The sequence below is a fragment of the Herbidospora sp. NBRC 101105 genome (genome assembly GCF_030269205.1).
Lineage (GTDB): Bacteria > Actinomycetota > Actinomycetes > Streptosporangiales > Streptosporangiaceae > Herbidospora > Herbidospora solisilvae.
This window is the reverse complement of record NZ_BSSX01000003.1, coordinates 275,153-300,858: the sequence shown is the minus strand read 5'-3', so window position 1 is coordinate 300,858 and position 25,706 is coordinate 275,153. Positions and strand designations below refer to the sequence as shown.

33 protein-coding genes are annotated in these 25,706 nt (G+C 73.0%); 26 read left to right on the top strand and 7 right to left on the bottom strand.

Features of this window, described 5'->3' with window-relative positions; genetic code table 11:
• Positions 1-99: 99 nt before the first annotated feature.
• Genes QSK34_RS15325 through QSK34_RS15315 form a run of 3 tightly spaced genes read left to right on the top strand, consistent with a single transcriptional unit; the run spans position 100 to position 2,036 of the window.
• Positions 100-708: a dihydrofolate reductase family protein gene (locus QSK34_RS15325; RefSeq protein ID WP_285584606.1), complete on the top strand. Its 609-nt coding sequence runs from the start codon at positions 100-102 to the stop codon at positions 706-708.
• Between the two features lie 27 nt (positions 709-735).
• Positions 736-1,089, top strand: a complete 354-nt coding sequence (locus QSK34_RS15320) for a BlaI/MecI/CopY family transcriptional regulator (RefSeq protein WP_285584604.1) — start codon at positions 736-738, stop codon at positions 1,087-1,089.
• Positions 1,086-2,036 (top strand): M56 family metallopeptidase, encoded by a 951-nt coding sequence (locus QSK34_RS15315; RefSeq protein WP_285584602.1) that lies wholly within the window; start codon positions 1,086-1,088, stop codon positions 2,034-2,036. The genes QSK34_RS15320 and QSK34_RS15315 overlap by 4 nt, the downstream gene beginning before the upstream one ends.
• Here QSK34_RS15315 and QSK34_RS15310 read toward each other — a convergent pair.
• Positions 2,008-2,538, bottom strand: coding sequence for a vitamin K epoxide reductase family protein (locus QSK34_RS15310; protein ID WP_285584601.1), 531 nt, complete (start codon positions 2,536-2,538; stop codon positions 2,008-2,010). The two genes, QSK34_RS15315 and QSK34_RS15310, sit on opposite strands and share 29 nt — an antisense overlap.
• Positions 2,519-3,211, bottom strand: coding sequence for a DsbA family protein (locus QSK34_RS15305; protein ID WP_285584599.1), 693 nt, complete (start codon positions 3,209-3,211; stop codon positions 2,519-2,521). The genes QSK34_RS15310 and QSK34_RS15305 overlap by 20 nt, the downstream gene beginning before the upstream one ends.
• Positions 3,212-3,335: 124 nt before the next feature.
• Between QSK34_RS15305 and QSK34_RS15300 the strand changes: the two genes are divergently transcribed.
• The 9 genes from QSK34_RS15300 (at position 3,336) to QSK34_RS15260 (ending at position 10,122) form a co-directional block, all read left to right on the top strand.
• Positions 3,336-3,935: an HNH endonuclease family protein gene (locus QSK34_RS15300; protein ID WP_285584596.1), complete on the top strand. Its 600-nt coding sequence runs from the start codon at positions 3,336-3,338 to the stop codon at positions 3,933-3,935.
• Positions 3,936-3,981: 46 nt separating this feature from the next.
• Positions 3,982-4,395 carry a hypothetical protein gene (locus QSK34_RS15295; protein WP_285584595.1) on the top strand — a complete coding sequence of 138 codons (414 nt, stop codon included), beginning with the start codon at positions 3,982-3,984 and terminating at the stop codon, positions 4,393-4,395.
• Complete coding sequence (locus tag QSK34_RS15290; protein ID WP_285584591.1) at positions 4,392-4,697, top strand: winged helix-turn-helix domain-containing protein; 306 nt, start codon at positions 4,392-4,394, stop codon at positions 4,695-4,697. Before QSK34_RS15295 ends, QSK34_RS15290 begins: the two co-directional genes overlap by 4 nt.
• A 66-nt stretch (positions 4,698-4,763) precedes the next feature.
• Positions 4,764-5,510, top strand: coding sequence for a S1C family serine protease (locus QSK34_RS15285; protein WP_285584589.1), 747 nt, complete (start codon positions 4,764-4,766; stop codon positions 5,508-5,510).
• Positions 5,511-5,526: 16 nt separating this feature from the next.
• On the top strand, positions 5,527-6,519 hold the full coding sequence (locus tag QSK34_RS15280; protein ID WP_285584587.1) for an AAA family ATPase: 993 nt from the start codon (positions 5,527-5,529) through the stop codon (positions 6,517-6,519).
• Between the two features lie 3 nt (positions 6,520-6,522).
• On the top strand, positions 6,523-7,383 hold the full coding sequence (locus QSK34_RS15275) for a DUF58 domain-containing protein (protein ID WP_161480871.1): 861 nt from the start codon (positions 6,523-6,525) through the stop codon (positions 7,381-7,383).
• A complete protein-coding gene (locus QSK34_RS15270; protein ID WP_285584582.1) occupies positions 7,380-8,342 on the top strand; it encodes a VWA domain-containing protein in 963 nt (320 codons plus the stop codon). The genes QSK34_RS15275 and QSK34_RS15270 overlap by 4 nt, the downstream gene beginning before the upstream one ends.
• Positions 8,342-9,409 carry a VWA domain-containing protein gene (locus QSK34_RS15265; RefSeq protein WP_285584580.1) on the top strand — a complete coding sequence of 356 codons (1,068 nt, stop codon included), beginning with the start codon at positions 8,342-8,344 and terminating at the stop codon, positions 9,407-9,409. The genes QSK34_RS15270 and QSK34_RS15265 overlap by 1 nt, the downstream gene beginning before the upstream one ends.
• A gap of 17 nt (positions 9,410-9,426) precedes the next feature.
• Positions 9,427-10,122, top strand: a complete 696-nt coding sequence (locus QSK34_RS15260) for a siderophore-interacting protein (protein ID WP_285584578.1) — start codon at positions 9,427-9,429, stop codon at positions 10,120-10,122.
• On the opposite strand, the gene QSK34_RS15255 is transcribed toward QSK34_RS15260, so the two are convergent.
• The gene (locus QSK34_RS15255; protein WP_285584576.1) at positions 10,119-10,334 is read right to left on the bottom strand and encodes a DUF3040 domain-containing protein; all 216 of its coding nucleotides are present in this window, start codon (positions 10,332-10,334) and stop codon (positions 10,119-10,121) included. The genes QSK34_RS15260 and QSK34_RS15255 overlap by 4 nt on opposite strands.
• Before the next feature lie 70 nt (positions 10,335-10,404).
• Positions 10,405-11,028 (bottom strand): 2'-5' RNA ligase family protein, encoded by a 624-nt coding sequence (locus QSK34_RS15250; protein ID WP_285584574.1) that lies wholly within the window; start codon positions 11,026-11,028, stop codon positions 10,405-10,407.
• A gap of 120 nt (positions 11,029-11,148) precedes the next feature.
• Between QSK34_RS15250 and QSK34_RS15245 the strand changes: the two genes are divergently transcribed.
• The 3 genes from QSK34_RS15245 to QSK34_RS15235 are packed head-to-tail and all read left to right on the top strand — an operon-like array spanning position 11,149 to position 13,461.
• Positions 11,149-12,051 carry an NmrA family NAD(P)-binding protein gene (locus QSK34_RS15245; protein ID WP_285584573.1) on the top strand — a complete coding sequence of 301 codons (903 nt, stop codon included), beginning with the start codon at positions 11,149-11,151 and terminating at the stop codon, positions 12,049-12,051.
• Between the two features lie 10 nt (positions 12,052-12,061).
• Positions 12,062-12,799, top strand: coding sequence for a VOC family protein (locus tag QSK34_RS15240; RefSeq protein WP_285584571.1), 738 nt, complete (start codon positions 12,062-12,064; stop codon positions 12,797-12,799).
• 29 nt (positions 12,800-12,828) lie between these two features.
• On the top strand, positions 12,829-13,461 hold the full coding sequence (locus QSK34_RS15235; RefSeq protein ID WP_285584569.1) for a class I SAM-dependent methyltransferase: 633 nt from the start codon (positions 12,829-12,831) through the stop codon (positions 13,459-13,461).
• A gap of 1 nt (position 13,462) precedes the next feature.
• Here QSK34_RS15235 and QSK34_RS15230 read toward each other — a convergent pair whose 3' ends face one another.
• The 3 genes from QSK34_RS15230 to QSK34_RS15220 are packed head-to-tail and all read right to left on the bottom strand — an operon-like array spanning position 13,463 to position 15,011.
• The gene (locus tag QSK34_RS15230) at positions 13,463-14,017 is read right to left on the bottom strand and encodes a hemerythrin domain-containing protein (protein WP_285584567.1); all 555 of its coding nucleotides are present in this window, start codon (positions 14,015-14,017) and stop codon (positions 13,463-13,465) included.
• Positions 14,018-14,041: 24 nt separating this feature from the next.
• Positions 14,042-14,458, bottom strand: coding sequence for a CBS domain-containing protein (locus tag QSK34_RS15225; protein ID WP_161480863.1), 417 nt, complete (start codon positions 14,456-14,458; stop codon positions 14,042-14,044).
• Positions 14,459-14,492: 34 nt separating this feature from the next.
• Entirely contained in the window at positions 14,493-15,011 is a 519-nt protein-coding gene (locus tag QSK34_RS15220) for a D-glycero-alpha-D-manno-heptose-1,7-bisphosphate 7-phosphatase (RefSeq protein ID WP_285584564.1), read from the bottom strand.
• Positions 15,012-15,144: 133 nt separating this feature from the next.
• On the opposite strand from QSK34_RS15220, the gene QSK34_RS15215 reads away from it, so the two are divergent.
• From QSK34_RS15215 to QSK34_RS15165, 11 genes are read left to right on the top strand one after another with little or no spacing between them, the layout of a single operon-like run.
• Positions 15,145-16,773: a carbamoyltransferase family protein gene (locus QSK34_RS15215; protein WP_285584562.1), complete on the top strand. Its 1,629-nt coding sequence runs from the start codon at positions 15,145-15,147 to the stop codon at positions 16,771-16,773.
• Positions 16,770-17,738: a glycosyltransferase family 2 protein gene (locus QSK34_RS15210; RefSeq protein WP_285584559.1), complete on the top strand. Its 969-nt coding sequence runs from the start codon at positions 16,770-16,772 to the stop codon at positions 17,736-17,738. The genes QSK34_RS15215 and QSK34_RS15210 overlap by 4 nt, the downstream gene beginning before the upstream one ends.
• Positions 17,723-18,274, top strand: a complete 552-nt coding sequence (locus QSK34_RS15205) for a D-sedoheptulose-7-phosphate isomerase (protein ID WP_285584557.1) — start codon at positions 17,723-17,725, stop codon at positions 18,272-18,274. Before QSK34_RS15210 ends, QSK34_RS15205 begins: the two co-directional genes overlap by 16 nt.
• Complete coding sequence (locus tag QSK34_RS15200; protein ID WP_285584555.1) at positions 18,271-19,629, top strand: PfkB family carbohydrate kinase; 1,359 nt, start codon at positions 18,271-18,273, stop codon at positions 19,627-19,629. Before QSK34_RS15205 ends, QSK34_RS15200 begins: the two co-directional genes overlap by 4 nt.
• On the top strand, positions 19,611-20,288 hold the full coding sequence (locus QSK34_RS15195; protein ID WP_285584553.1) for an SDR family oxidoreductase: 678 nt from the start codon (positions 19,611-19,613) through the stop codon (positions 20,286-20,288). Before QSK34_RS15200 ends, QSK34_RS15195 begins: the two co-directional genes overlap by 19 nt.
• The gene (locus QSK34_RS15190; RefSeq protein WP_285584551.1) at positions 20,279-21,145 is read left to right on the top strand and encodes a glycosyltransferase family 9 protein; all 867 of its coding nucleotides are present in this window, start codon (positions 20,279-20,281) and stop codon (positions 21,143-21,145) included. The genes QSK34_RS15195 and QSK34_RS15190 overlap by 10 nt, the downstream gene beginning before the upstream one ends.
• Entirely contained in the window at positions 21,142-22,086 is a 945-nt protein-coding gene (locus tag QSK34_RS15185) for a UDP-glucuronic acid decarboxylase family protein (RefSeq protein ID WP_285584549.1), read from the top strand. Before QSK34_RS15190 ends, QSK34_RS15185 begins: the two co-directional genes overlap by 4 nt.
• The gene (locus QSK34_RS15180; protein ID WP_285584547.1) at positions 22,083-23,066 is read left to right on the top strand and encodes a glycosyltransferase family 9 protein; all 984 of its coding nucleotides are present in this window, start codon (positions 22,083-22,085) and stop codon (positions 23,064-23,066) included. The genes QSK34_RS15185 and QSK34_RS15180 overlap by 4 nt, the downstream gene beginning before the upstream one ends.
• Positions 23,063-23,968, top strand: coding sequence for a glycosyltransferase (locus tag QSK34_RS15175; protein WP_285584544.1), 906 nt, complete (start codon positions 23,063-23,065; stop codon positions 23,966-23,968). The genes QSK34_RS15180 and QSK34_RS15175 overlap by 4 nt, the downstream gene beginning before the upstream one ends.
• On the top strand, positions 23,965-25,164 hold the full coding sequence (locus tag QSK34_RS15170) for a glycosyltransferase (RefSeq protein WP_285584542.1): 1,200 nt from the start codon (positions 23,965-23,967) through the stop codon (positions 25,162-25,164). Before QSK34_RS15175 ends, QSK34_RS15170 begins: the two co-directional genes overlap by 4 nt.
• The gene (locus QSK34_RS15165) at positions 25,161-25,700 is read left to right on the top strand and encodes a cysteine hydrolase family protein (RefSeq protein WP_285584541.1); all 540 of its coding nucleotides are present in this window, start codon (positions 25,161-25,163) and stop codon (positions 25,698-25,700) included. The genes QSK34_RS15170 and QSK34_RS15165 overlap by 4 nt, the downstream gene beginning before the upstream one ends.
• Positions 25,701-25,706 lie beyond the last annotated feature (6 nt).

The window sequence follows — 25,706 nt, the reverse complement described above, 5'->3', positions numbered from 1 at the left end:
TATGCCCGGATAAAAAATTTTTGGAGACCCGATGTCGAAACCACGGCAACCCGGACGACGCGTTGACGGAAGACCAAGAATCCGAAGGAGACACCAAAAATGGGCAAGGTCATCACCGGCGGCACGATGTCCCTCGACGGCTTCATCGCCGGCCCCGGCGACAGCGGCTTCGACCTGCTGTTCCAGTGGTACGGCAACGGCGACGTCGAGGTGGTCGGCGCCAGCCCGAACGTCCCGCCGCTGCGCCTGTCGCGCGCCAGCGCCGACCTGATGGCCGAGGAGCACGGCGGCATCGGCGCCCTGGTCGTCGGCCGCCACCTCTACGACATGACCGGCGCGTGGGGCGGCATGCACCCGATGGGCGTCCCGGTGGTCGTGCTGACGCACCGCGTCCCGGAGGAGCGGCCGAACTTCGTGTTCGTCGACGAGGGCATCGAGGCGGCCGTGGCGAAGGCGAAGGAGCTCGCGGGCGGCAAGGACGTCGTGGTCAACGGCGGCCAGATGGCCCGCCAGGCGCTGGAGGCGGGCCTGCTCGACGAGGTCGGCGTGGAGCTCGTGCCGGTGCTGCTCGGCGGCGGCACCCCGCTGTTCGCCGACCTCGGCATCGCGCCGGTCCAGTTCGAGGGACCGGTCAGGGTGGTCGAGGGCACCGGCGTCACGCACCTGCGCTACCGCGTGCGCCGATCCGGTGACGGCGCCCCCGCCTAGAGACCCGGTTTGCGTACTCTGTAGGGCATGGCACGGCTGGGCACTCTCGAGAGCTCGATCATGGACGCCCTGTGGGAACACCCCGACGGGGTCTTCGCCCACGACCTAGCGGCGAAATTGCCGTCGCGACCGGCGACCACCACGGTCCTGACCGTGCTGGTGCGGCTGACCCGCAAGGGCCTGGTGTCCCGTGAGCGGGTCGGCCGCGCCCACCTCTACCGGGCCGCCGTCGACAAGGACGCCGTCGTCGCCGAGGCGATGCGGGCCGCCCTCGACGAGGCCGGCGACCTCGAAGGGGCCGTGCAGCGGTTCGTCGGCACGGTCTCCCCCGAGGTCGCCGCGGCGCTGCGCGAGGCCCTCGACGCGAGGGACGCCCGATGACCCCGTGGTTACTGTCGGCCCTGGTCGCGCTGCTGCCGATGAGCTTCGCGTCGCGGCTGGCGAAGGCCGAATGGACGTGGCGGCACCCCCGGGCGGCGCTGGCGCTCTGGCAGGCCGTCGCCCTGTCGGCCGGGCTCGGCGTGATCACCGCCGGGCTGGTGGCGGCGGTCGCCCCGCTCGACGCCGTCTTCCCGCACGGCATGCACACGTTCGTCCGCCAGCTGGCGTGGGGACACGGTTTCCACGGCCTGGGCTGGGCCGAGTTCGCCGCGCTGGCCTGGTCGGCCGGGGTGCTGGTCTGGCTGACGGCCCACACGGCGAGGGCGGCCGTGGTCGCGCTGGCCGAACGCCGCCGCCAGCGGCTGCTGGTCGACGTGGCGGCGGAGCACCTCCCCGATTCCGACGTGTACGTCCTGCCGAGCGCCCGCCGCCTCGCCTACTGCGTGCCGGGAGCGGGCGGCCGGGTGGTGCTCAGCCAGGGGGCCATCGACTCGTTGTCGGCGGCCGAGCTCCAGGCCGTGCTGAGACACGAACGCGCCCACGCGAAGGGCCGCCACGATCTGGTGCTGCTGCCCTTCGTGGCGCTGGCCAAGGCGTTCGCCTGGTTGCCGTTCGCCCGCACCGCCCGGCAGGCCGTGGCGGTGCTGCTGGAGATGATCGCCGACGACCACGCCCGCGACCCGATCCCGCTGGCCCGCGCCCTGGTCGCGATGACGGCCCCGGCCCCGGCCGGCGGGCTGGGCGTCGCCGACGCCGGGGTGGTCGAGCGGGTCCGCCGCCTGCTGGCCCGGGGCCGTCAGGCGGTGTGGTGGGTGTCGGTGCTGGTCTACTCGTCGGCGCTGCTCGTGCTCAGCGGGCCGGTGGCCGTGCTGGTCGCGCCGTGGCTGGTGTGGGACTGCCACCCGTCGGCCGACCTGCTCACATGCGTACCAGACTCCAGAACCTGAGCAGGATCAGGGCGATGATCAGCAGGTACCACGCCGTCACCATCAGGATCCGGTAGGGGCTGCGCGACCAGCCGTAGACGAACATCGGGATCATGACCGCCCAGATGACCATGCAGTAGGGGCAGAGCGCGCCGATGACGTACAGGCTCTGGTAGATGAGCCAGTGCACGAACAGCACCCCGAGCAGCAACCCGCCGCGCACCGACCAGCCGAACCACGACGGCAGTTCCGTGCCGGTCAGCAGCACCATCCCGACGCACGCCACGACGGCGAACCCGGCGATCCCGAGCAGCGGGTTCGGGAAGCCGAACACCTCGGCCTGCGCCGTCTTCATGATCGAGCCACACGACAGCAGCGGGTTGATGCTGCACGTCGGAACGTACGACGGGTCCTTCAGCAGCGCGATCTTCTCGACCGTCAGGACGAACGCGGCGACCAGCCCGATCAGGCCGCCGCCCAGCAACCACCTCGCGGTGGCCCGGTCAACCGGCCAGGGCCGCATCGAGCGCCGCCTCGAACGCCTCAGCCGACTCCGGCTGGATCTTCTGCTCGTTGAGGAAGAAGGTCGGCGTGCCGCTCACGCCCAGGGCCTCGCCGTCGGACTGGTCCTTGCGGATGCGCGCCAGCGTGGCGGGGTCGGCGTAGGCCTTGTCCCAGGCGGCCAGGTCGAGCTTGAGCTCCTCGGCGAAGGTCCGGAACAGCGGGTCGGCCGGCACCCGCTTCTCGCCCCACTGCTGCTGGGTCTCGAACATGCGCTTGTACATGTCCTCGAACCGCCCCTGCTGGGCGGCGGCCTCGACCGCGCGGGCGGCGCGTTCGGCGTTGAAGTGGCTGGGGATCGGGAAGTAGCGCGCCACGAACGTGACCCGGCCCTCGTACTTCTTCCGCAGCTCCTCCACGACCGGGAAGTAGGCCCGGCACGCCTCACACTCGAAGTCGAGGAACTCGACCAGCGTGACCTTCCCGTCGGCCGCCTTCGACAACACGTGGCTGTCCTCCCGGACGTAACTCCCGTCGGCCGAGGCGGTCTGGGCCCGGTCGAACACCAGGAACCCGGCGATGACCACGACGAACAGCCCGACCACACCCACCGAGACCAGTCGCGCCCGGCGCTGGGCGGCGGCCCGCCGGTCCTTCTCCCGCATCGCCGCGACCTTGGTACGGACACTCCCCATGGCCCGCTCCCTCCACTGAACTTTTACCCAATGTAGAAGATAGCTTGTGAGGGCACCGTAAAGCGCGGCCCGATCAGGACGGCCGACCGACTACTCTCTGTAATCACTGGGTATCGCCTCGGTCATGACCGCCGTTCTCATGACCGCCCTGCTCGTCTCCGCCGCCCTGCCCGCCTCCGCCGGCACGCTCCCCGCCCGCACGGCGCTGGAGCGGCTCCAGGTGAAGCCCGCCAGCGCCCTGGTCCTCGCCCGCTACGAGCGCTCGAAGTTCATGACCGGCTGGCGGCGCGACGGAGCCGCGGGTTGCGACACCCGCCAGCGGGTCCTGCTGCGCAGCGACCTCTCGCCCGGCACCGGGGAGGAGTGCGGCGGCGCCGAAGGGCGCTGGTACAGCCCCTACGACGACCGGACCCTGACCGACACCGCGCAACTCGACGTCGACCACGTGGTGCCGCTCGCCAACGCGTGGATCTCGGGGGCGTGGCGCTGGAGCCCCGCCCGGCGGCACGCCTTCGCCCACGACCTGACCCGGCCCGAACTGGTCGCGGTGAGCGAGTCGGTCAACGTGGCCAAGGGCGGCCACAGCCCGGCCAACTGGCGGCCTCCGGTGCGGGCGTACTGGTGCGTGTACGCCCGCGACTGGATCACCGTGAAACACCACTACCGCCTGTCGGTCACCCCGAGGGAGAAGTCGGCCCTCCGCGACATGCTCGGCACCTGCTGACCGGAAACTACTTGCCAACATGGAAAGTAGTTGCCATCATCCAACCATGGATCGAGATGAGGCGGCCGCCGTCCTGCGGGCGGCCGAGGCGCACCGGGAGACGGTGCGCGCCGCGGGCAGGTGGCCCGTGACCGTCCTGCTCGCGCTGGGCGGCGTGTTGTTCGCGACCGAGTTCACGACGGCGTTCGTATCCGGCGCCTGGACGTTCCTCCCCGCCGCCTGGGCCGCGATCTGCGCGGCGTGGGTGGGCTGGTACGCGAGCCGGCAGAGCGTCAGGCCGCGCGGCTACCTCCGCCGCTACTCCGTCTCGCTGGCGGCCGGGATGCTGCTGCACGTCGGCTACGTGCTCGTCCTCGTGCTGGCCGGCTGGCACGGCGAGCCCCTGGTCGCGCTCGTCGGCGCGGCTGCCGTGGCGGCCCCCTTCTTCGCCGGCGCCCACGCGGAGAGCCGGGCCGCGTGAGCCATCCCCGCCACGATCTCGACGAGGTCATCCACTCGCCGGTCCGGATGTCCGTCGTCGCCGTGTTGTCGGCGGCCGGCGAGGTCGAGTTCGCGTTCGTGCGCGACGCCGTCGAGGTCACCGACCCGACCCTGTCGAAGCACGTCACCACGCTGGAGAAGGCCGGATACGTCGAGGTGGTCAAGGGCTACCTGGGAAAACGCCCGCGCACCTGGCTCAAGCTCACCCCCGAGGGGCACGCGGCGTTCGCGCGTCACCTGGCCGCGCTGAAGGCGATCGCCGACGGCGCCGGGATGCCGTGAAAACGATCAGACACCCCAAGGGCGCCCTTTAAGGAAGTTTTCAGGACTCGCACGTACCGTCGGTTCATGACCAAAGGGCCGAAGTCATGGTTGCTCGTCGCGGCCGCCGTGGTCTGGGCCGTGGTGATCACCGCGATGGTCCTCTTCCGCGGAGGCGACGTACCGGAAACCGCCGCCCCGAGCCCGTCACCGTCCCCCTCCGACACCCCGTTATCCGCCGCCGAGGTCTACCAGACGCTCCTGCCGTCCATCGTCCGCATCGAGACCAAGCGTGACGAGTCCGACCACGCCAGCATGACCACCTCGGCCATCGGCACCGGCGTCATCGCCAACGCCGACGGCACCATCCTCACCGCCGCCCACGTGGTGGCCGGGGCCTCGTCCATCGAGGTCGCCTACACCGACGGCAGCCGGACGCCGGCCAAGGTCGCGGCCAGCGATGCGGAAAAAGACATCGCGACCCTTCTGCCGGAGAGACTCCCCGGCACGCTCGTACCCGCCACGCTCGGCGGCGGGGCCCAGGTCGGCGACGACGTCGTCGCGATCGGCAACCCGCTCGGGCTCACCCTCAGCACCAGCACCGGCGTGGTCTCGGGCCTGAACCGCGAGGTCGCGGGCACCGAGGGGCACATCCAGTTCGACGCGACGGTCAACCCGGGCAGCTCCGGCGGGCCGCTCGTCAACGACCGAGGCCAGGTGATCGGCATCGTCGTCTCCCTCGCGAACCCGACCGACGCCGGCACGTTCATCGGGATCGGCTTCGCCATGCCCATCGGCACCGCGATCGGCGACGGCCCGGCCCCGCCCCTGTGAGGAAGGACCCTCCCCCGTGAGTTGGAACGACCCCGAGACCGTGCCGTCCGGCCCGATCGAGAAGCTCCTGTACGAGGTCAAGAAGACCATCGTCGGCCAGGACGCCCTCCTTGAGCGCATGCTCGTCGCGCTGCTGGCGCGGGGGCACATCCTCGTCGAGGGCGTGCCCGGCCTCGCCAAGACGCTGGCCGTGAAGTCGCTGGCCGAGGCGATGGGCGGCGACTTCCGCCGGGTGCAGTTCACCCCCGACCTGGTGCCCGCCGACATCGTCGGCACCCGCGTCTACCACCAGCCGAGCGGCGAGTTCCAGGTCCAGCTCGGGCCGGTGTTCACCAACCTGCTGCTGGCCGACGAGATCAACCGGGCCCCGGCGAAGGTGCAGAGCGCCCTGCTGGAGGTCATGCAGGAACGCCAGGTCACCATCGGCCGCGACACCCACCGGGTGCCGAACCCGTTCCTGGTCATGGCCACCCAGAACCCGATCGAGAACGAGGGCGTCTATCCGCTGCCGGAGGCGCAGGTCGACCGGTTCATGATGAAGGTCCTGGTCGGCTACCCGAGCACGACCGAGGAGTTCGTGGTCGTCGAACGGGCCCTCACCCGCACGGCCGCCATCCAGAAGATCATCGAACCCGAGAACCTGAGGGACCTCCAGCAGGAGGCCGACCAGGTCTACGTCGACCCGTCGCTGATCGAATACTCCGTCCAGCTCGCCCACGCCAGCCGCGACCCCTCCCGCGTCGGCCAGCACGACCTGGCCAGATACGTCACCTACGGCGCCAGCCCGCGCGCGTCGATCAACCTGGTGCTCGCGGGCCGCGCGCTCGCCTACATCCGGGGGCGGGAGTACGTCGTACCGGAGGACCTCCTCGACCTCGCCCTCGACGTGTTCCGGCACCGGCTGGTCCTGTCCTACGAGGCCCTGTCCGACGACGTGACGGCCGACCTGATCCTGTCGAAGATCCTGGCGAACCTGCCGGTGCCCAGGCCGGCCGGCCGGGGACGCTGACCGATGGCCACCCCGCCCGACCGGCTGCTGCGCCGCCTGGAGTGGCGGCTGAGCAGACGGCTCGACGGCCGGCTCCAGGGCGCCTACCGCACGGTGTGGCGCGGCGCCGGCATCGACTTCACCGACCTGCGCGGCTACCTGCCCGAAGACGACGTCCGGCACATCGACTGGAACGTCACCGCGCGGCTCGACGAGCCGTTCGTGCGCCTCTACACCGAAGACCGGGAGATGACCGCCTGGCTGGTCGTCGACCGCTCGGCCTCGATGCGGGCCGGGAAGACCCAGGCCGCCACCGACCTGGCGGTCAGCATCGCCCGCATCGTCTCCCGCGGCGGCAACAAGGTCGGCGCGATCCTCTACGACAACACCGAGCACCGCCTGATCCCCCCGCGCACCGGGCGGGACCAGGTCCTCCGCCTGGCCAGGGACCTGATGCGGGAGTCGGCGTTCGCGAAGGCGACCACCGACCTGGCCGGGATGTTGCGGCTGGCCGCCGCGACGATCCGGCAGCGCAGCCTCGTCGTCGTCATGTCCGACTTCATCGGCGACCCCGGCTGGGAGAGGCCGCTGGGCATGCTCGCCCACCGGCACGAGGTCGTGGTCGTCCGCGTCGTCGACCCGTCGGAGCTCGACCTGCCCGACCTCGGCCTCATCGTGGTCGAGGACGCCGAGACCGGCGAGCAGCTGCTCGTCGACTCCAGCGACCCGCTGCTGCGCGGACGGCTGGCGGAACAGGTGTCGGCCCGGGAGGCCGAGCTCGCCGACGCCATGCGCCGGGCGGGGGTCGACGCCCACCGCGTCACGACGGACCATGACCTGGTGGCCACCCTGCTCGGCCTCGTGCGTGGACGGAGGGCCCGGTGACCTTCGACCAGCCCCTCGTGCTCGTGCTCGCCGTGCTGCTCACGATCGGCGCGGTGGCCGCCTACGTCGCAATCCAGAGGCGGCGCGACGCCACCCTCGCGGCGGCCGGTTTCGCCGGCCTGGCCGGCGGCGGCTTACGCCGGCACCTCCCGTACGCCCTCCTCCTCGCGGCCCTGCCGATCCTGCTGACCGGGCTGGCCCGCCCGCAGGCCGAGGTCAGCGTGCCGCGCATCTCGGGCACCGTGCTGCTCGCCTTCGACGTCTCCAACAGCATGAAGGCCGACGACGTGCGGCCCTCCCGGCTGGCCGCCGCGCAGGCCGCCGCCAAGGGCTTCGTCGACCGGCAGCCGTCCTCGGTGGACATCGGGGTCATCCTCTTCGGCGACCAGGCGCTGCTCACCCAGGCCCCGACCGACGACCGCGGCGCGGTGCTGGCCGCGATCGGCCGGGCGGGGGCGAGCGGCGGCACCTCGCTCGGCCGGGCCATCCTCGTCGGGCTCGGCACCATCACCGGCAAGCCGGTCGCGCTGCCGGAAGAGGGGCAGCAGCCGCAGAGCCTCGGCTACTTCCCCGAGGCGACGATCGTCGTCTTCTCCGACGGCCAGGAGATGGGCGGCCCCGACGTCGCGGCGGCGGCCGAGCTCGCGGCGGCGTCGGGAGTGCGCGTCCAGACCGTCGGCGTCGGCACCGCCCGGGGCTCGACCGTCGAGGTCGACGGCTTCCGGCTGGCCACCGCGCTCGACGCGGAGCTGCTCTCCTCGGTCGCCCAGGTCACCGGCGGCAAGTACCACGAGGCCGCTGACGCGCAGGCGCTGGCCGCCTCGGCCGACGCCATCGACCTGCGGCTGACCATGAAGAAAGAGCCCCTAGAGCTGACCGCTCCGTTCGCCGGAGCCGGGCTGCTGCTGCTCACCCTGGGCGGCCTGCTCGGCACCCGCTGGCACGGGAGGATCGTCTGATGTCGCTCAGCTGGCCCCTGGCCCTGCTCGCGCTGCTGGTCGTGCCGCTGCTCCTGCTGGCGCGCTGGTGGTTCAACCGCCGCCGCAAACGCTCCGCGATCGTCGTCTCCAGCGTCGGGCTGATCCGCGCGGCGATCCCCGGCCGCAGCGCGTGGCGGCGCCGGGTCCCGGTGGCGCTGTTCCTGGTCGGACTGCTGCTGATCGGCTTCAGCCTCACCCGCCCGCAGGCCATGGTCACGGTGCCGGCCGACAACACCTCGATCATCCTGGCCATGGACGCGTCGGGCTCCATGTGCTCGACCGACGTCGAGCCCAACCGCCTGACGGCGGCCAGCGAGGCCGCCCGCGCGTTCATCGAGCAGAGCGACGACGGCACCCGCATCGGCCTGGTCGCCTTCGCCGGCATCGCGGGCCTGCTCGTCCCCCCGACCACCGACAAGGATCAGCTCCTCGACGCCGTCGACGGCCTGCGCACCTCCCGGGGCACCGCGATCGGCCAGGCGATCCTCACCTCGATCGACACGATCGCCGAGTACAACACCGACGTCACCGAGACCGGCGTCGACCTGAACGCCCCGGCCGCGCCGGGCGACTTCCAGCCCGACACGATCGTGGTGCTCACCGACGGCTCCAACACCACCGGCGTCGACCCGATCACCGCCGCCGAACAGGCCGCCGCCCGGCGCCTGCGGGTCTTCACGATCGGCTTCGGCACCACCGAACCGGCCGCGATGGTGTGCACCGCCGACCAGGTCAGCGGGGACAACTGGCGGGGCGGCGGCGGAGGCTTCGGCCGCTGGGGCGACGACAGCGGACTGCGCCGGGTCATGCAGATCGACGAGGAGACCCTCACCGAGGTCGCCGACACCACCGGCGGCAAGTACTTCCGCGCCGAGGACGCCGGGCAGCTCACCGACGTCCTGACCGACCTGCCCAGCGAGATCGGCCTGCACCGGGCCGAGCGGGAGACGACGGTCTGGTTCGTGCTGCTCGGCACGCTGCTGACGTTCGCCGGAGCGGGCCTGTCACTGTGGTGGAACCGGGGGCGCCAACCGGCGGCGCGGTGACGCTAGAGTCGGGCGCCATGGCACGGATCACCGAACGGCTCGCCGACCTCGCCAGCGGGGCCTTCTTCACCCAGGCGGTCGTCACCGCGAAGACGGCGCTGTCGGAGCACTTCGTGAGAGTCGAACTCCGGTCCGACCGCTTCCGGACCGCGCCGTGGACGCCGGGCTGCAAGGTCCAGCTCCGCACCGACCGCGGCACGATGACCAGGCGCACCTACACCCCGTTCGGGTGGGACACCGCCGAGGGCACGGTCTCGCTGGTCGCCTACGTCCACGGCGCCGGACCGGCCGCCCGCTGGTTCGACCGGGTGACGCCCGGCGACGCCTGCGAGCTGTTCGGCCCCCGCCGCTCGATCGACCTGACGGGGGTCGCGTCCGAGGTGGTGTTCGTCGGCGACGAGACCAGCGTCGGCCTGGCCGCCGCGCTCGGGCAGACCCGGCCGGACGGCGTCACCTACCTGCTGGAGGCGGCCGACCCGGCCGAGTACACGAAGGTCCTGGCCGGGCTCGGGGTGACCGCGACGGTCGTGCCGAAGACCGCCGACCGCCGTGACCTGCTCGCCGCCGCCGGAACGGGCGCCTACGACCTGGTCGTCACCGGGGACGCCGCGACCGTGGGCCCGGTCAGGCGCGCGGCCGGCGGCTGGACGCCCGCCCCGGGGAAGGTCTTCGGCAAGGCGTACTGGGCCGAGGGCCGAACCGGCCTCGACTAGATGTGGAAGGCGGCCAGCACGACCACGGCCACCATGAGCCCCGTCATGATCCCGGCCACCACCAGCACCGTCCCGGCCGTGACGGTCCATTTGGGTCGGCGGCCGGTCGCCTGCGCGGCGTTCATGCGGTCGATCCGGGTGGCGAAGGCCCGGTCGTTCGTGCGCAGGGAGTGTTCGATCTCCGTCAGGATGCGCTGTTCAGCCGCCGACATGCCCATGGCCTGATCCTTCTCGTGGGGAACCGGAGGCCCAGCTACCCGGAAAACGTGGCGGAGAACCGGTTCACACGGCGGCGTGTTCGGTCCACTCGTACATGCGCCGGTCCCGGTGGATGACGATCAGGTCGGCCTTCTCGACGCGGGCGCGCGCCGGGGGCGCGTCGATCGCCCCGAGGGCGGCGGCGACGGTCGCGTAGGGCACCGGCGCGTTGCTGTAGGCGATCGAGATGTGCGGGACGAAGCCCTCCTCGCGGCCCGGCACCTGCGGCCACACCTCGGCCATCGCCTGCCTGATCGCCAGCCGCACCGCCACCACGGGCGCGGCCGGAACCGGGTCCCAGCGGACCGCCTCACGGGTGATCACCGGCCGCCCCAGCTCGATGTCGAAGGCGGGCAGCAGCGCCAGCCGCCGGGCGGCGCCCTCGACCATCGCCTTCACCTGGTCGCCGGTGACCTCGTCGACGAACCCGACCTGCTGCATGGTCAGGTGCAGCGACGCGTCGGGCACCGGGTCGAGCTCCGGCACCCCGGCCAGCCCCTGCCGGTAGACGGCGGCGAGGCGGTGCACGTCGGGGCTGTTCCGGAAGGTGAGATGCCAGGCGTAGCCGCGCCGCCCCACCCGCCAGCCGGGCCGCCACCACCAGTGGTCGGCCATCCGCCGGCCGCCCGTCTCTTCTTCGTCGGTCACGCCGTTCAGTGTGCGGCACGGCGTCTCAGCAAACGGCATGGTCCGCGCCCGTGGACGTCAAGACGGCGTCGGGGCGGCCGTTCCCGCATGGCGCTTAGGGTGAGAAGGAGCCCCATCGTCATGACGTGGGAGGCATCGATGAGCGACAACCCGATCCTGGTCACCGGCGCGACCGGCAAGACGGGCGCCCAGGTGGTCGGCGACCTGCTCGACAGGGGCCTGCGCGTCCGCGCCATGGTCCACCGCGAGGACGACCGGTCGGCCTGGTTGTCGAAACAGGGCGCCGAGATCGTCACCGGCGACCTGCTCGACCTCGACGCCGTCGCCCACGCCCTCGACGACGTCCGCCGGGCCTACTTCGTCTACCCGATCCTGCCCGGCCTCGTCGAGGCGACCACGATCTTCGCCCAGACCGGCGCCGAGAGCGGCCTTGAGGTCGTGGTCAACATGTCGCAGACCCCCGCCCGCCGGGAAGCCGCCAGCAAGGCCGCCCGCCAGCACTGGCTCGGCGAGCGCGTGTTCGACTGGGCCCCGGTGGGCGCCGTGCACCTGCGGCCGACGTTCTTCGCCGAATGGCTGCCGATCAACTGGCAGTTCATCGACGGCAGCGGCGTCCTGCGCCTGCCTCTCGGCGACGGCCGTCACGCCCCCATCGCCGCCGCCGACCAGGCCCGCGTGATCGCGGCCATCCTGACCGACCCCGCCGACCACATCGGCCGGTCCTACCCGCTGTTCGGCCCGGTCGAGCTGAACCACCACGAGATCGCCGAGATCATGTCGGAGACGCTCGGCATCCCGGTCCGCTACGAGCCCATCACCACCGAGGCCTACGCCGACACGCTGCGGAAAGCGGGCAGCCCGGAGCACCTCATCCAGCATCTGGAGTCGGTGGCGATCGACTACCGCAACGGCCTGCTGGCCGGCACCGACGACGTCATCGAGAAGATCACCGGCAAGCGCCCGCAAACCGTCGAACAGTACGTCAGAACCAACCGCGACCTGTTCTTCGGCGCGGCTACGTAAGATCGCCGCCATGGCATTGCGACCCGCGCAGGTGAACATCAAGGCCCTCGACGCCGCGGCGGTCGGCCGGTTCTGGGCCGAAGCGCTCGGGTGGACCGCCTACCACCCCGGCGTGACCACCTACGTCGGGCCGCCCGGCGGCCTCGTCTGGCCCGATCCCGTGTTCGTCGGCGTCGACGTCGTGCCCGTGCCGGAAGGCAAGACGGCGGCGAAGAACCGGGTGCACCTCGATCTCGCCACCACCTCCGCCGCCCACCAGGCCGAGCTGGTCGCGCGTCTCAAGGCGCTGGGCGCGACGCCCGCCGACATCGGCCAGGGCGAGGCGCCGTGGACGGTGCTCGCCGACCCCGAGGGCAACGAGTTCTGCGTCCTGGAGCCCAGCGAGGTCTACCGCGACACCGGGCCGATCGCCTCCATCGTGGTCGACTGCGCCGACCCACGCGCCATGGCGCGGTTCTGGGGGGAGGCGCTCGACTGGACCCTCCATCGGGTCACCGACGACCACGCCGTGCTGCGCTCCGCCACGGGCGCCGGGCCCTTTCTCGGCTTCCTGCGTACGCCGGGGCCGAAGACCGCGCCCGACCGCGTCCACCTCGATTTGTTGCCCTCCTCTGGTGCCGACCGGGCGGCGGAGGTGGCCCGGCTGCGGGGGCTGGGGGCCGCCGATCTCGACCTCGGTCAGGGCGAGGTCGAGTGGTCGTGCCTGACCGACCCGGAGGGTCACGAGTTCTGCGTCCTGAACCCCTAGCCGCCGGCGCGAGGGGCTAGCCTCTGGCTGTGCTCGACTGGGATCACAACGCCTATTACCACCGGCTTCTGCTCCGCCACCTCCCGCCGGACCCCCGGAAGGTGCTCGACGTCGGCTGCGGCTCCGGGGCCTTCGCGGCCGAGCTGGCCTCGCGTGCCACCCGGGTGGACGGTCTCGACCGCTCGCCGGAGATGATCGAGGAGGCCGCCGCGCGTGACCTCGGCAACGTCACCTGGGTGCTCGGCGACGTCCTGACCGATCCGCTGCCGGGCAAGGACTACGACGCGATCTTCTCGATCTGCGCGCTGCACCACATGCCGCTGGAGAAGGTGCTGCCGATCCTGGCGGCGGCGCTGCGGCCCGGCGGGGTGCTGGCCGCGATCGCGTTGCCCCGGCGGGACCTGCTCAGGGAACTGCCCGCCGAACTCGCCGCGGCGACCGGGCACCGGGCGCTCGGTGCGGTGTTCCTGACCAAACGGCTGCTGAACGGCGGCGGCGGGTTCGCCAAGGACGCCGCCCACGCGGCCATGCCCATGGTCCTGAACCCGCCGCTCACCACCCGGGAGGTCGCCCGCGAAGCCGCCGAGTTGCTCCCCGGCGCGCGGGTGCGGCGGCTCGTCTTCTGGCGTTACCTCCTGACCTGGGAGAAGCCCGCCGGCTGAGTCATTCGCCCAGCGCGGCCAAGAGTTGGTCCTTCGTCATCGAGTTGTAGCCCTCGATGTTCTTCTCCTTGGCCTGTTCGAGCAATTCTTCCTTGGTACGACCACGCGGCTTCGGCGGCCTGGCCAGTTCCGCCGCCTTGGCCTCGCTGAACACCCGGCCCAGCCGGACCAGCTTGTCGCCGGGCACGGCCTTGGCCAGGACGGGGAGGATGTCGCTCTCCTCCTCCTCGACGTGGTGCTTGACGGCCTTCTCCATCTGCTCCAGAACCGATGTGAACTCCGCCTTGTCGGGATCGGCCGCCATCAGCGCGGCCAGCAGTTCCTCGGCCTCGTGATGTTCCTCGGTGCCGTGGTGGACCTCGCCGCGTTCGCTCGGCGCGGCCTGGGCCAGCGCGGAGTAGACGTGGCTCTCCTCGGCGCGGGCGTGCGCGACGAACTTGGCGGCCAGTTCGGCCACCAGGGCGGGGCGGTTCTCCCGCTCCTTCTTGAGCCGCTCGAAGAGCTGCTCGACGTCGCGGTGGTCGGCCATGATCAGGTCGATGACGGTCTGGCTCATCTCGTCTCCAGAGTTCGAAGAGGGTCAGTCGGTGGTGAGGGCGTCCATCAGGTCGCCGACCGTCGCGTCGGGCACGGCCCGGGCGACGTCGGCCAGGGCGACCATGCCCACCAGGGTGTGCCCGTCGATCACGGGCAGCCGGCGGACCTTGTGGGAGCCCATGGTCCGCAGGACCTCGCGGGCGTCGTCGTCGGCGCCGATGGTCACGACCTCGTTGCCGCCCAGCTCACCGGCCAGGCACGACTTCGGGTCGCGGCCCTGGGCGATGACCTTCACCACGATGTCGCGGTCGGTCAGCATGCCCTGGAGCCGGTTGTCCTCGCCGCAGATCGGCAGGGATCCCACGTCGAGGCTGAGCATCTTCTCCGCCGCCTCGGCGATGGTCTGATCGGAGTTCACGCACTCCGCGTTCGGGGTCATGATCTCGCGTGCGGTGGTCATGGCCGCTCCTTCCGTCAGGGCCCCGCTGCCCCTGTCACGGCGGTTGAAAAGCGAGCGCCGCCTCGACCGCGGCGCGGAGATCGGGGGCGACGTGTTCGGCCGCCCTGATCTCGCCGATCTTGGTGACGGCCGTCGGCACGAGGATGCCCCGCGCCCCGGCGGCCCGCGCGGCCTCCATGTCGCGGCCGATGTCGCCGATGACCACACACTCGGCCGGCGGCACGCCCAGCCGCCGCGCGGCCGACAGGACCATGCCGGGCTCGGGTTTCCGGCAGGGGCATCCGTCGGTCTCGTCGTGGACGCAGACCTCCCACACGTCGAACGGGCCGAGAAGTTCCTCCACTCGATCGTTGACTTCGGAAAGTTCACGGAGAGTGATGAGGCCCCTGGCCACCCCCGACTGGTTGGTGATCACTCCGATCGGGACCCCCGCCGCTCGCAGGCGATCGAGGGCGGCCCGCGCGCCGGGCATCGGGATCACACGTTTGGCGTCGTTGTTGTAGGGGAGGTCGACAATCAGGGTGCCATCCCGGTCGAACAGAATCGCGCGCATGATCTCGCGCTACCCGTGACCCAGGCCGGAAATGTCAACGCCGCCAAACCAGGTGCGGTCGTTTCAGACGCTGGTGAAGCGCTACTCGGAGGAGCGCTTCTCGAGTGGTGTTCTCCACGCGAAAGCGGGTCCCATGAGATTTCTGGGAATCAACGCGATCTTCCATGACCCTTCCGCCGCGCTGGTGGTCGACGGGCGTACCGTCGCCGCCGCAGAGGAGGAGCGTTTCAGCAGGAGGAAACACGGCAAACGGCCCCTGGCGTTCTCGGCCTGGGAGTTGCCCGAGATGGCGGCCACCTGGTGCCTGGAGAAGGCCGGGCTGCGGCCCGAGGACCTCGACGGGGTGGCCTACTCCTACGATCCCGCCCTGGTGGTGGAGAACGGGCCCGGCCAGGACGGCGCCTGGGAGATGCTGCGCACCGCCTACGCCGTGCGGGCCCCGGCCTTCTTGGCGACCGCGTTGCCGGGACTCGACCCGGCGCAGGTGAAATTCGTGCCCCACCACATCGCCCACGCCGCCTCGGCCGGGCTGGCCGCTCCGTTCGGCGACTGCGCCGTGCTGGTCTGCGACGGCCGCGGCGAGGCGGTCTCCCACCTGGCGGGCGCCTACCGCGACGGGGAGCTGACCATTCTGGCGAGCCAGACGCTGCCGCACTCCCTCGGGCTCATGTACGAAGACGTCACCGAGCACCTCGGCTTCCTGCGCTCCAGCGACGAGTACAAGGTCATGGCGATGGCCTCCTACGGCACGCCGAAACACCTCCCCGCGCTCCGCGAGCTGATCGGCGCGACCGGCGACGGCGGCTTCCACGTCGGCCCCGTCGACTGGAACGTCTTCGCCAAGCAGGTCCAGCGCGGCGGCGCCTGGAACGGCGAGCACGCCGACCTGGCGGCCAGCGTCCAGGCCCGGCTGGAGGAGGTGCTGCTCGACCTGGCCGCCTGGCTGCACGACCGCACCGGCCTCGACCGGCTCGCCCTGGCCGGGGGCGTGGCGCTGAACTGCGTGGCCAACACCCGCCTGTTCGACCGCAGCCCGTTCCGCGAGGTGTGGGTGCAGCCGGCGGCCGGCGACTCGGGCACCGCCCTGGGCGGCGCGCTCCACCTGGCCAGGACCTACGGCGACCCGGTCGCCCCGATGCCGGGCGCCGACCTGGGCCGGGGGTTCACCGACGCCGAACTGGCGGCCTGGCTCGACGTGGCCCAGATCCCCTATTCACGACCTCCCGACATCGCGGTCGCGGTCGCCGACGCCCTGGCCCAGGACCGGATCGTCGCCTGGTTCCAGGGGCGCAGTGAATACGGCCCCCGCGCGCTGGGCCGCCGCTCGCTGCTGGCCCACCCGGGCAACCCGCGCAACACCGAACGGCTCAACGACGTGAAGGGCCGGGAGCAGTTCCGGCCGGTCGCGCCCATGGTGCTGGAGAACCGGGCCGCCGAGATCTTCTCGCGGGGGCCGGTGCCCAGCCCGTACATGCTGTTCGTGCACGACGTCGCCCCCGTGTGGCGCGACCGGATCCCGGCCGTGGTGCACGTCGACGGGACGGCCCGCATCCAGACGGTGTCAGCGGGGCGCGACCCGCTCATGGCCTCCGTGCTCAACGCCTTCGAGTCGCTGACCGGGCTGCCGGTCATCGTCAACACGTCGCTGAACACGGCCGGGCGGCCCATGGTCGACGATCCGCGCGACGCCCTGGAGTGCTTCGGGTCCGCGCCGGTCGACGTGCTGGCCATCGGGCCGTTCCTGGTGCGGAGGTCGGTATGAGCGACCCCGAGATCACCGTCGTGATCCCGACCGTCGGCCGGGCGACCCTGCGCGCGGTCGCCGAGGCGGTGCCGGCACGTTTTCAACTCGTCGTCGTCGACGACCGGGCGAGGCCGGGCGCCGGTCCGCTGCCCGTCGGGGAGCCGTCGGCGACGCTCGTGATCCTGCCCTCGGGCGGCCGGGGCCCGGCGGCGGCGCGTAACCAGGGGTGGCGCGCGGCCTCCTCGGAGTGGGTCGTCTTCCTCGACGACGACGTGCTGCCGGGGCCGGACTGGGCCGAGAAGATCGGCGCCGACCTGCGCGGTCTGCCGCCGGAGGTGGCGGGCTCGCAGGGCCGGATCGTGGTGCCGCTCGACGGGACCCGGCCCCCCACCGACGCCGAACGCAACACCGCGGGCCTGGCCACCGCCCGGTGGATCACCGCCGACATGGCGTTCCGGCGCAGCGCCCTGGCCGCCGTGGGCGGCTTCGACGAACGGTTCCCGCGTGCCTACCGGGAGGACGCCGACCTCGCCCTGCGGCTGACCGCCGCCGGGTACCGGCTGGTCACCGGCCTGCGGACCACCGTCCACCCCGTGCGGGACGAAGGTTTCTGGGCCAGCGTGCGACGGCAGCGCGGCAACGCCGACGACGCGCTGATGCGCCGCGTCCACGGCCCCGGCTGGCGCTCCCGCGTCGGCGGGCCCGGCCGGTTGCGCGCTCACCTGCTGACCACGGGGCTCGGGCTGACCGCCGCCGTGCTGGCCTGGCGCGGGAGACCCGCCGCCAAGGCGGCGTTCGCGGGCTGGGCGGCGCTGACCGCCCGGTTCGCGTGGAGCCGGATCGCGCCGGGGCCGAGAACCCCGTCCGAGGTGCTGCGCATGGCCGCGACCAGCGTGCTGATACCACCCGCCGCCTGCCTCCACCGGCTGGGCGGCGAACTGCGGGTCCGAGTGAAAGGGGGAGGCGCGTGCATCCGCACCTGAACGATCTGACCGCCACGCTGAACCGGCTGGAACACGAGACGGCCCGCGTCCGCATATGGGGTCGCAAGCTGGCCGGGGTCCTCGACGACGGGGGCCGCCTGCTGGCCTGCGGCAACGGCGGGTCGGCGGCCGAGGCGCAACACCTGACCGCCGAACTCGTCGGCCGGTTCCGGGCCGACCGCAGGCCCTACGCGGCCATCGCCCTGCACGCCGACACCTCGTCGACCACGGCGATCGTCAACGACTACGGCCCGGAGGAGGTCTTCGCCCGCCAGGTGCGGGCGCACGGCCGGCCGGGCGACGTGCTGATCGCCCTGTCCACGAGCGGGGCCAGTTCCAACGTGCTGGCCGCCGCCAGGGCGGCCCGCGACGGCGGGCTGATGGCCTGGGCGCTGACCGGGCCGCCGCCGAACGAGCTGGCCGACCTCTGCGACGACGCCATCTCGGTGTTCTCGTCCAGCCCGTGCGTCGTCCAGGAGGTCCACCTGGTGCTGGTGCACCTGCTCTGCGAGGCGATCGAGGAGGCGCTGTCGTGACCGGTCCTCTGGTCGTCATCGGCGACACCCTGCTCGACTGCGATCTCGACGGGCGCAGCGACCGCGTCGCGCCCGACTCCGGGGCGCCCGTCGTCGAGGACGTGTCGGAACGGGTCCGGCCGGGCGGGGCCGGGCTGGCCGCGCTGCTGGCGGCGGCCGACGGCGCGCAGGTCGTGCTGGTCACGCCGCTCGGCGACGACCCGGACGGCCGCCTGCTGCACCGCCTGCTGGCCCGCCACCTGATGGTGGTCCCGCTGCCCATGCGCGGCACGACCGTGCGCAAGACCCGGATCAGGGTGGGCGGCGCGACCGTGGCCCGGCTCGACTCCGGCGACGGCGTGGCCGGAGACCTGACCGACCGGGCGCTGCCGGTGCTGCGGCGGGCGGGGGCGATCCTCGTCTCCGACTACGGGCGCGGCGCCGCCGACCTGGTGGCGAAGCTGCTGCCGGGGCTGACGGACAAACCCGTGGTCTGGGACCCGCATCCGCGCGGCCCGCTGCCGCCCGAGTGCACCATGGTCACCCCGAACCTGGCCGAGACCGTCGCCCTGACCGGGGCCTGCCCGCCCGCCGAGGCGGCCCGCCGCCTGCTGGCCATGCTCGGCGGAGAGGCGGTGGCGGTCACCCTGGGCGCGCGGGGCGCGCGTTTCCACTCCGGCGACCGGGGCTTCCACGTGCCCGCGCCGGAGCGCGTCACGAGCGGCGACACCTGCGGCGCGGGCGACCGGTTCGCCACCGCCGCGGCGGCCGCCCTGCTCGGCGGCGCCACCTGCGCGGAGGCCGCCGTCGCGGCGACGGCCGCGGCCACCGCCTTCGTCTCGGACGGGGGCGTCGCGACGATCCCGGCCTCCGCGCCCGAGGGCGACGCCGACGTGCTGCGCCGGGCCGACCGGGTGCGCCGGGCGGGCGGCCGGGTGGTCGCCACGGGCGGCTGCTTCGACCTGCTGCACGCCGGTCACGTCAGCCTCCTGCGCCGGGCCCGCGAGCTGGGCGACCTGCTGGTCGTCTGCCTCAACTCCGACCTGTCGGTCCGCCGCCTCAAGGGCAAGGGCCGCCCGGTCTCCCGGCAGGACGACCGGACGGCCGTGCTGAACGCCCTGGAGGACGTCGACGGCGTCGTCGTGTTCGACGAGGACACCCCGGCCGAGGTCATCCGCGCCCTGCGGCCCCACGTGTGGGTCAAGGGCTCCGACTACGAGGGCCGGGCGCTGCCCGAGTCGGCGGTGCTGGCCGACGTCGGCGCCGAACTGGTGCTGCTCGACACGGTGCCCGAACGCTCGACCACCCGGCTCATCACCGCCGCCGCCCGACGGCCCGATCTCTGGAAGGAACATCGATGCTGGGAAACATCCTGATCACCGGGGGCGCGTCCGGCCTCGGGCTGGCCGCCGCGCGGGCCGTCGCCAAGGCGGGCGGGCGCCCGCTGGTCATCGACCGCGCGGTGCCCGACGAGTTCGAGCACGTCCGTGCCGACCTGGCCGACAGCCACGCGACCGAGACCGCGGTCCGGTCGCTGGCCGCGCGGGCGGGCGGGCTCGACGGCGTCTTCACCGCCGCCGGGACCGACGCCTGCGGCGCGCTCGCCGACGTGCCAGGCGGGAAGTGGGAACGCGTCGTGAAGGTCAACCTGTTCGGCACGGCCGCCGTGGTGCGGGCCGCGCTGCCCTACCTGGTCGAGAGCCGGGGGCGGGTGGTGACCTGCGCGTCCACGCTCGGGATCAAGGCCGTCGGCGACGCCACGGCCTACTGCGCCAGCAAGTTCGGCGTCGTCGGGTTCACCCGTGCGCTGGCGGCCGAGCTGGCCGGGACGGTGGGCGTGACGCTGCTGATCCCCGGCGGCATGAGCACCAGCTTCTTCGACGGCCGCCCCGAGCAGTACAAACCGGGTCCGGACGCCCAGCTCAACCGGCCCGAGGACGTCGCCGAGGCGGTCGTGTTCGCGTTGTCGCAGCCGCCGGGGTGCGAGGTGCGGGAACTGGTCGTGTGCCACTCGATGGAGACCTCGTGGCCCTAGACCTGCTGGTGCTGCGCGGCCTGGGGCTCGGCGACCTGCTCACCGGGCTGCCCGCGCTGCGTGCCCTGCGGCGGGCCTTTCCGGGGCACCGTCTGGTGCTGGCGGCGCCGGAGGCGTACCGGGAGCTGCTGGGCGGGGAGGCCGACGCGTGGCTCGACGTGCGCGGGCCCGGCCCGGTGCCGGTGACCGGCTGCGACGTCGCGGTCAACCTGCACGGCCGGGGCCCCGAGAGCGTCGCGGCGCTGCGCGCGGCCGGGCCGCGCCTGCTGGTCAGCCACACCACGGGGCCGCCGTGGAATCCGGCCGCGCACGAGGTCGCCCGATGGTGCGACCTGCTCGGCCGGTACGGCATCCCCGCCGACCCGGCCGACCTCCGGCTCGGCGCGCACGAGGGCGGCGGGCCGATCGTCGTCCACCCCGGCGCGGCCTTCCCGGCCCGCCGCTGGCCGCCGGAGCGGTTCGCCGACGTGGCCGCCGCGCTGAACGCGGAAGGACGGCCCGTGGTGGTGACCGCCGGACCCGGCGAGACGGACCTGGCCCGGCAGGTCGCCGGCGGCCTGCCGGTGCTGACGCCGACGCTGACCGAACTGGCCGGACTGGTGCGCCGGGCCCGGCTGGTGATCTGCGGCGACACCGGCGTGGCCCATCTCGCCGCGGCCTACGGCACCCCCTCGGTGGTGCTGTTCGGTCCCACGCCCCCGGCGCTCTGGGGGCCGCCGCCGGGGCCGCACCGGGTCATCTGGCACGGCCGCGCGGGCGACCCGCACGGCCCGGCCCCCGACCCGGGACTTCTGGAGATCACGGTGACCGAGGTGCTGGGCGCGGCCCGGGACCGGCTGGAGGTGAGTGTCGCATGAGGACCGTCGTGACCGGCGGGGCCGGGTTCCTCGGCTCCTACCTGTGCGAGCGGCTGCTCGACCGGGGCGACGAGGTGGTCTGCCTCGACAACCTGCTCACCGGCGACCCCGAGAACCTCGCCCACCTGATGGAGCGGCCGGGCTTCCGGATGGTCGACTGCGACGTCACCGACTTCCTGCACGTCTCGGGGCCGGTCGACCTGGTGCTCCATTTCGCGTCGGCGGCCTCCCCGGCCGACTACCTCGCCTATCCCGTCGAGACCCTCAAGGTCGGCAGCACCGGCACCCTCCACACGCTCGGCCTGGCCCGGGAGAAAGGCGCGCGGTTCGTGCTGGCGTCCACCAGCGAGGTCTACGGCGACCCGCTGGAGCACCCGCAGCGGGAGGACTACTGGGGCAACGTCAACCCGGTCGGCCCGCGCAGCGTGTACGACGAGGCCAAACGGTTCGGCGAGTCGCTCACCACCGCCTACGGCCACGCCCACGACATGGACACCGCGATCGTCCGCATCTTCAACACCTACGGCCCGCGCATGCGCCCCCACGACGGCCGCGCCATCCCGACGTTCATCCGCCAGGCCCTGGCCGGGGAGCCGATCACGGTCACCGGCACCGGCGAGCAGACCCGGTCGATCTGCTACGTCGACGACACGGTCACCGGCATCCTCGCCCTGGCCGACAGCGACTTCGCCGGCCCCGTGAACATCGGCAACCCCGCCGAGACGACCATGACGGAGCTGGCCCGGGAGATCCGCGACCTGGCCGGGTCCTCCTCCCCGATCACCTACGTCGGCCGCCCGGTCGACGACCCGCACCGGCGCTGCCCGGACACCTCGCTGGCCGCCGCCCGGCTCGGCTGGCGGCCGACGGTCCCGGCCACGGTGGGGCTGCGCCGCACGATCCGCTGGTTCGCGGAGGAACGGGAGTTGTCGAAGGGATGAGCGCACACGTCCTGCTGGCCCGCCTCGACAGTGTCGGGGACGTGCTGCTCATGGGCCCGGCGGTCCGCGCCGTGGCGGCGGGGGCGGCCCGGGTGACGCTGCTGGCCGGCCCGCGCGGACGCTCGGCCGCCGAACTGCTGCCGGGCGTCGACCGGGTGCTGGAGTGGCCGGCGCCCTGGATCGAGCCGGAACCCGATCCGGTCGACCCGGAGCACCTGCGGCTGCTGGTCAAGACGGTCGACGACGTCGACCGGGCGCTGATCTTCACCTCGTTCCACCAGTCGCCGCTGCCGCTGGCGCTGCTGCTGCGCATGGCCGGGGTGCCCTGGATCGGCGCGATCAGCGACGACTACCCCGGCTCCCTGCTCGACCTGCGGCACCGGGTGCCCGACGACATCCCCGAGACCGAACGTGCCCTCAGCCTGACCACGGCGGCGGGCTACCCGGCCCGCGGCTCCAGGCCGGCGGTCCGGCGGCCGCTGCCCGATCCCGGCCTGCCTCCCGGTTATCTCGTGGTGCACCCGGGTACCTCGGTGCCCGCGCGCGCCTGGCCGCCCGGCCACTGCGCCGAGCTGGTCGGCCTGCTCGCCCGGCACGGCCATCCGGTGGTGGTGACCGGCTCCCCTGGCGAACGCGAGCTGACGGCCCGGGTGGCCGGGCAACACGGCGTCGACCTCGGCGGCGGCACGACCCTGGCCGAGCTGGCCGGGGTGCTGGCCGGCGCGCGGGTGGTGGTGGCCGGGAACACCGGCCCCGCCCACCTGGCCGCTGCCGTCGGGACGCCCGTGGTGTCGCTGTTCGCGCCGACGGTGCCCGCCGTGCGCTGGGCGCCCTACGGCGTGCCGCACCGGCTGCTCGGCGACCAGGGGGCGGCCTGCGCCGGGACCCGGGCCACGGTCTGCCCGGTCGCCGGGCACCCGTGCCTGAGCTCGGTCGGCCCGGCCGAGGTGTACGAGGCGATGAAGGAGGTCATGCGATGAGGATCCTGGCCTGGCACGTGCACGGCTCCTGGATGACGGCGTTCGTGCACGGCCCGCACGACTACCTGGTCCCGGTCACCCCCGACCGCGGCCCCTACGGCCGGGGCCGGGCCCGCACCTACGACTGGCCCGCCGGCGCCCGCGAGGTCGCCCCCGAGCGGCTGCGCGACGAACACGTGGACGTCGTCGTCCTGCAACGCCCCGACGAACTGGAGCTGGCCCGCCGCTGGCTGGGCCGCGACGTGCCGTGGGTGTACGTCGAGCACAACACCCCGCCCGACGTGAAGACCCGCCATCCCATGGCCGGCGAGGGCGGGCCGCTCGTGCACGTCACCCACTTCAACCGCCTGTTCTGGGACAACGGCGGCGCCGCCACCACGGTGATCGAGCATGGCATCCCCGACCCGGGGATGCGCTACACCGGCGAGCTCCCCCGGGCCGCCGCCGTGATCAACGAGCCGGTCCGCCGGACCCGCGTGGCCGGCACCGACCTGCTGCCGCTCTTCTCCCCCGTGGACGTCTTCGGCATCGGCACCGAGACCCTGGAGAACGGCCAGGGCGACCTGCCGCACGACCGCATGCTCACCGAACTGGCGCGGCGGCGGGTCTACGTCCACCCCTACCGATGGACCTCGCTCGGCCTGTCGCTGCTGGAGGCCATGGCCCTCGGCATGCCCGTCGTCGCGGTCGCCTCGACCGAGGCCGGGGAGGCGGTGCCGCCCGAGGCGGGCGTGTTGTCCACCGACCCCGACCGGCTCGCCGAGGCGGCGCGGCAGTTCGCCGCCGACCCCGATCTCGCCCGCCACGCGGGGGAGGCGGCGCGCGCGGCGGCCCTCGACCGCTACGGACTCGACCGGTTCCTCGCCGACTGGGACCGGCTGCTCAAGGAGGTGGTGCGATGAGGATCGCGATGGTTTCCGAGCACGCCAGCCCGCTGGCCGGGCTGGGCACCCCGGACGCGGGCGGCCAGAACGTCCACGTGGCGGCCCTGGCGACCGCGATCGCCGCGCTCGGCCACCAGGTCACCGTCTACACCCGCAGAGACGATCCCGGGTTGCCCGAACGGGTGCCGTTCGGGCCCGGCGTCACGGTCGCCCACGTGCCGGCCGGGCCGCCGGAGCCGATCCCGAAGGACGACATCCTGCCGTGGGTGCCCGACTTCGCCTCCTGGTTGCGGGAGCAGTGGGCCTTCGAGCGCCCCGACGTGGCGCACAGCCACTTCTGGATGAGCGGCCTGGCCACCCTCGGCGCGGCCGGGCGGCTGGGCGTGCCGGTCGCCCACACCTTTCATGCGCTGGGCACGGTCAAGCGCCGCCACCAGGGCGCGGCCGACACCAGCCCGGCCGAGCGCATCGCCGCCGAGACGGCCATCGGCCGCGCCGCCGACGTGATCATCTCGACCTGTCCCGACGAGGTCGACGAACTGGCCCGGATGGGGGTGCCGCGCCATCGGGCCCGCGTGGTTCCGTGCGGGGTCGACCTCGGCCTGTTCCGTCCCGGCGTGCCCGGCGAGCGCCCGGAGCGCCCCCGCTTGTTGTCGATCGGGCGGCTGGTGCCGCGCAAGGGCGTCGACACGGTCATCCAGGCGCTGCCGTACGTGCCGGAGGCCGATCTGGTCGTCGGCGGGGGCCTGCCGGTCGACGATCTCGACCACGACGAGGAGGCGACCCGGTTGCGGGCCGAGGCCGAACGGGTGGGCGTGGCCGACCGGGTGACCTTCATCGGCCAGGTCGCCAGAGAGGACGTGCCCGACCTGATGCGCTCGGCCGCCGCCGTGGTGTGCGTGCCCTGGTACGAGCCCTTCGGCATGGTCGTGCTGGAGGCGATGGCCTGCGGGGTGCCGGTGATCGCGTCGGCGGTCGGCGGCCAGAAGGACACCGTCGTCAACGAGGTGACGGGCCTGCTGGTGCCGCCGCGCCGGCCGACCGCCGTCGCCGGCGCGGTCCGGCGGCTGCTGGAGGACCCCCTGCAGCGTGACTCGTTCGGGATCGCCGGAGCCGACCGCGCGAGCACCCGCTACGGCTGGGACCGGGTGGCGCGAGACACCGTGCACGCCTACGCCCAGGCGATGCGCCGCGTGGAACGGACGGCCTCATGAGCGGCACCACGACCGCGGTCGTCGTGATGGACGTGCTCAACACCTACGACCACGAGGACGCCGAGGCGCTGGCCGCCAACGTGGAGACGACGATCGGCCCGATCGTCCGGCTGATCGACAAGGCCAGGCGCGCCGACGTGGAGTTGATCTTCGTGAACGACAACCACGGCGACTTCAGCGCCAGCCGCGACGACCTGGTCCGGCGGGCCCTGGCGGGGAAACGTCCCGACCTGGTGGAGCCGCTGGTGCCGCCGGGCAACTTCGCGTTCCTGCCGAAGGTCCGCCACAGCGTCTTCTACGGCACCCCGCTGGAGTACGCGCTGAACCGCGAGCGCATCGAGACGGTCGTCCTGGCCGGTCAGGTGACCGAGCAGTGCGTGCTCTACAGCGCGCTCGACGCCTACGTGCGCGAGTTCTCGGTCAGGGTGGCGGTCGACGCGGTGGCGGCCATCCACGACGACCTCGGCGAAGCGGCCCTGCGCATGATGGAGCGGAACATGCGGGCCGAACTGCTCCCGGCCGGCGACTGCCTGTGATGGAGA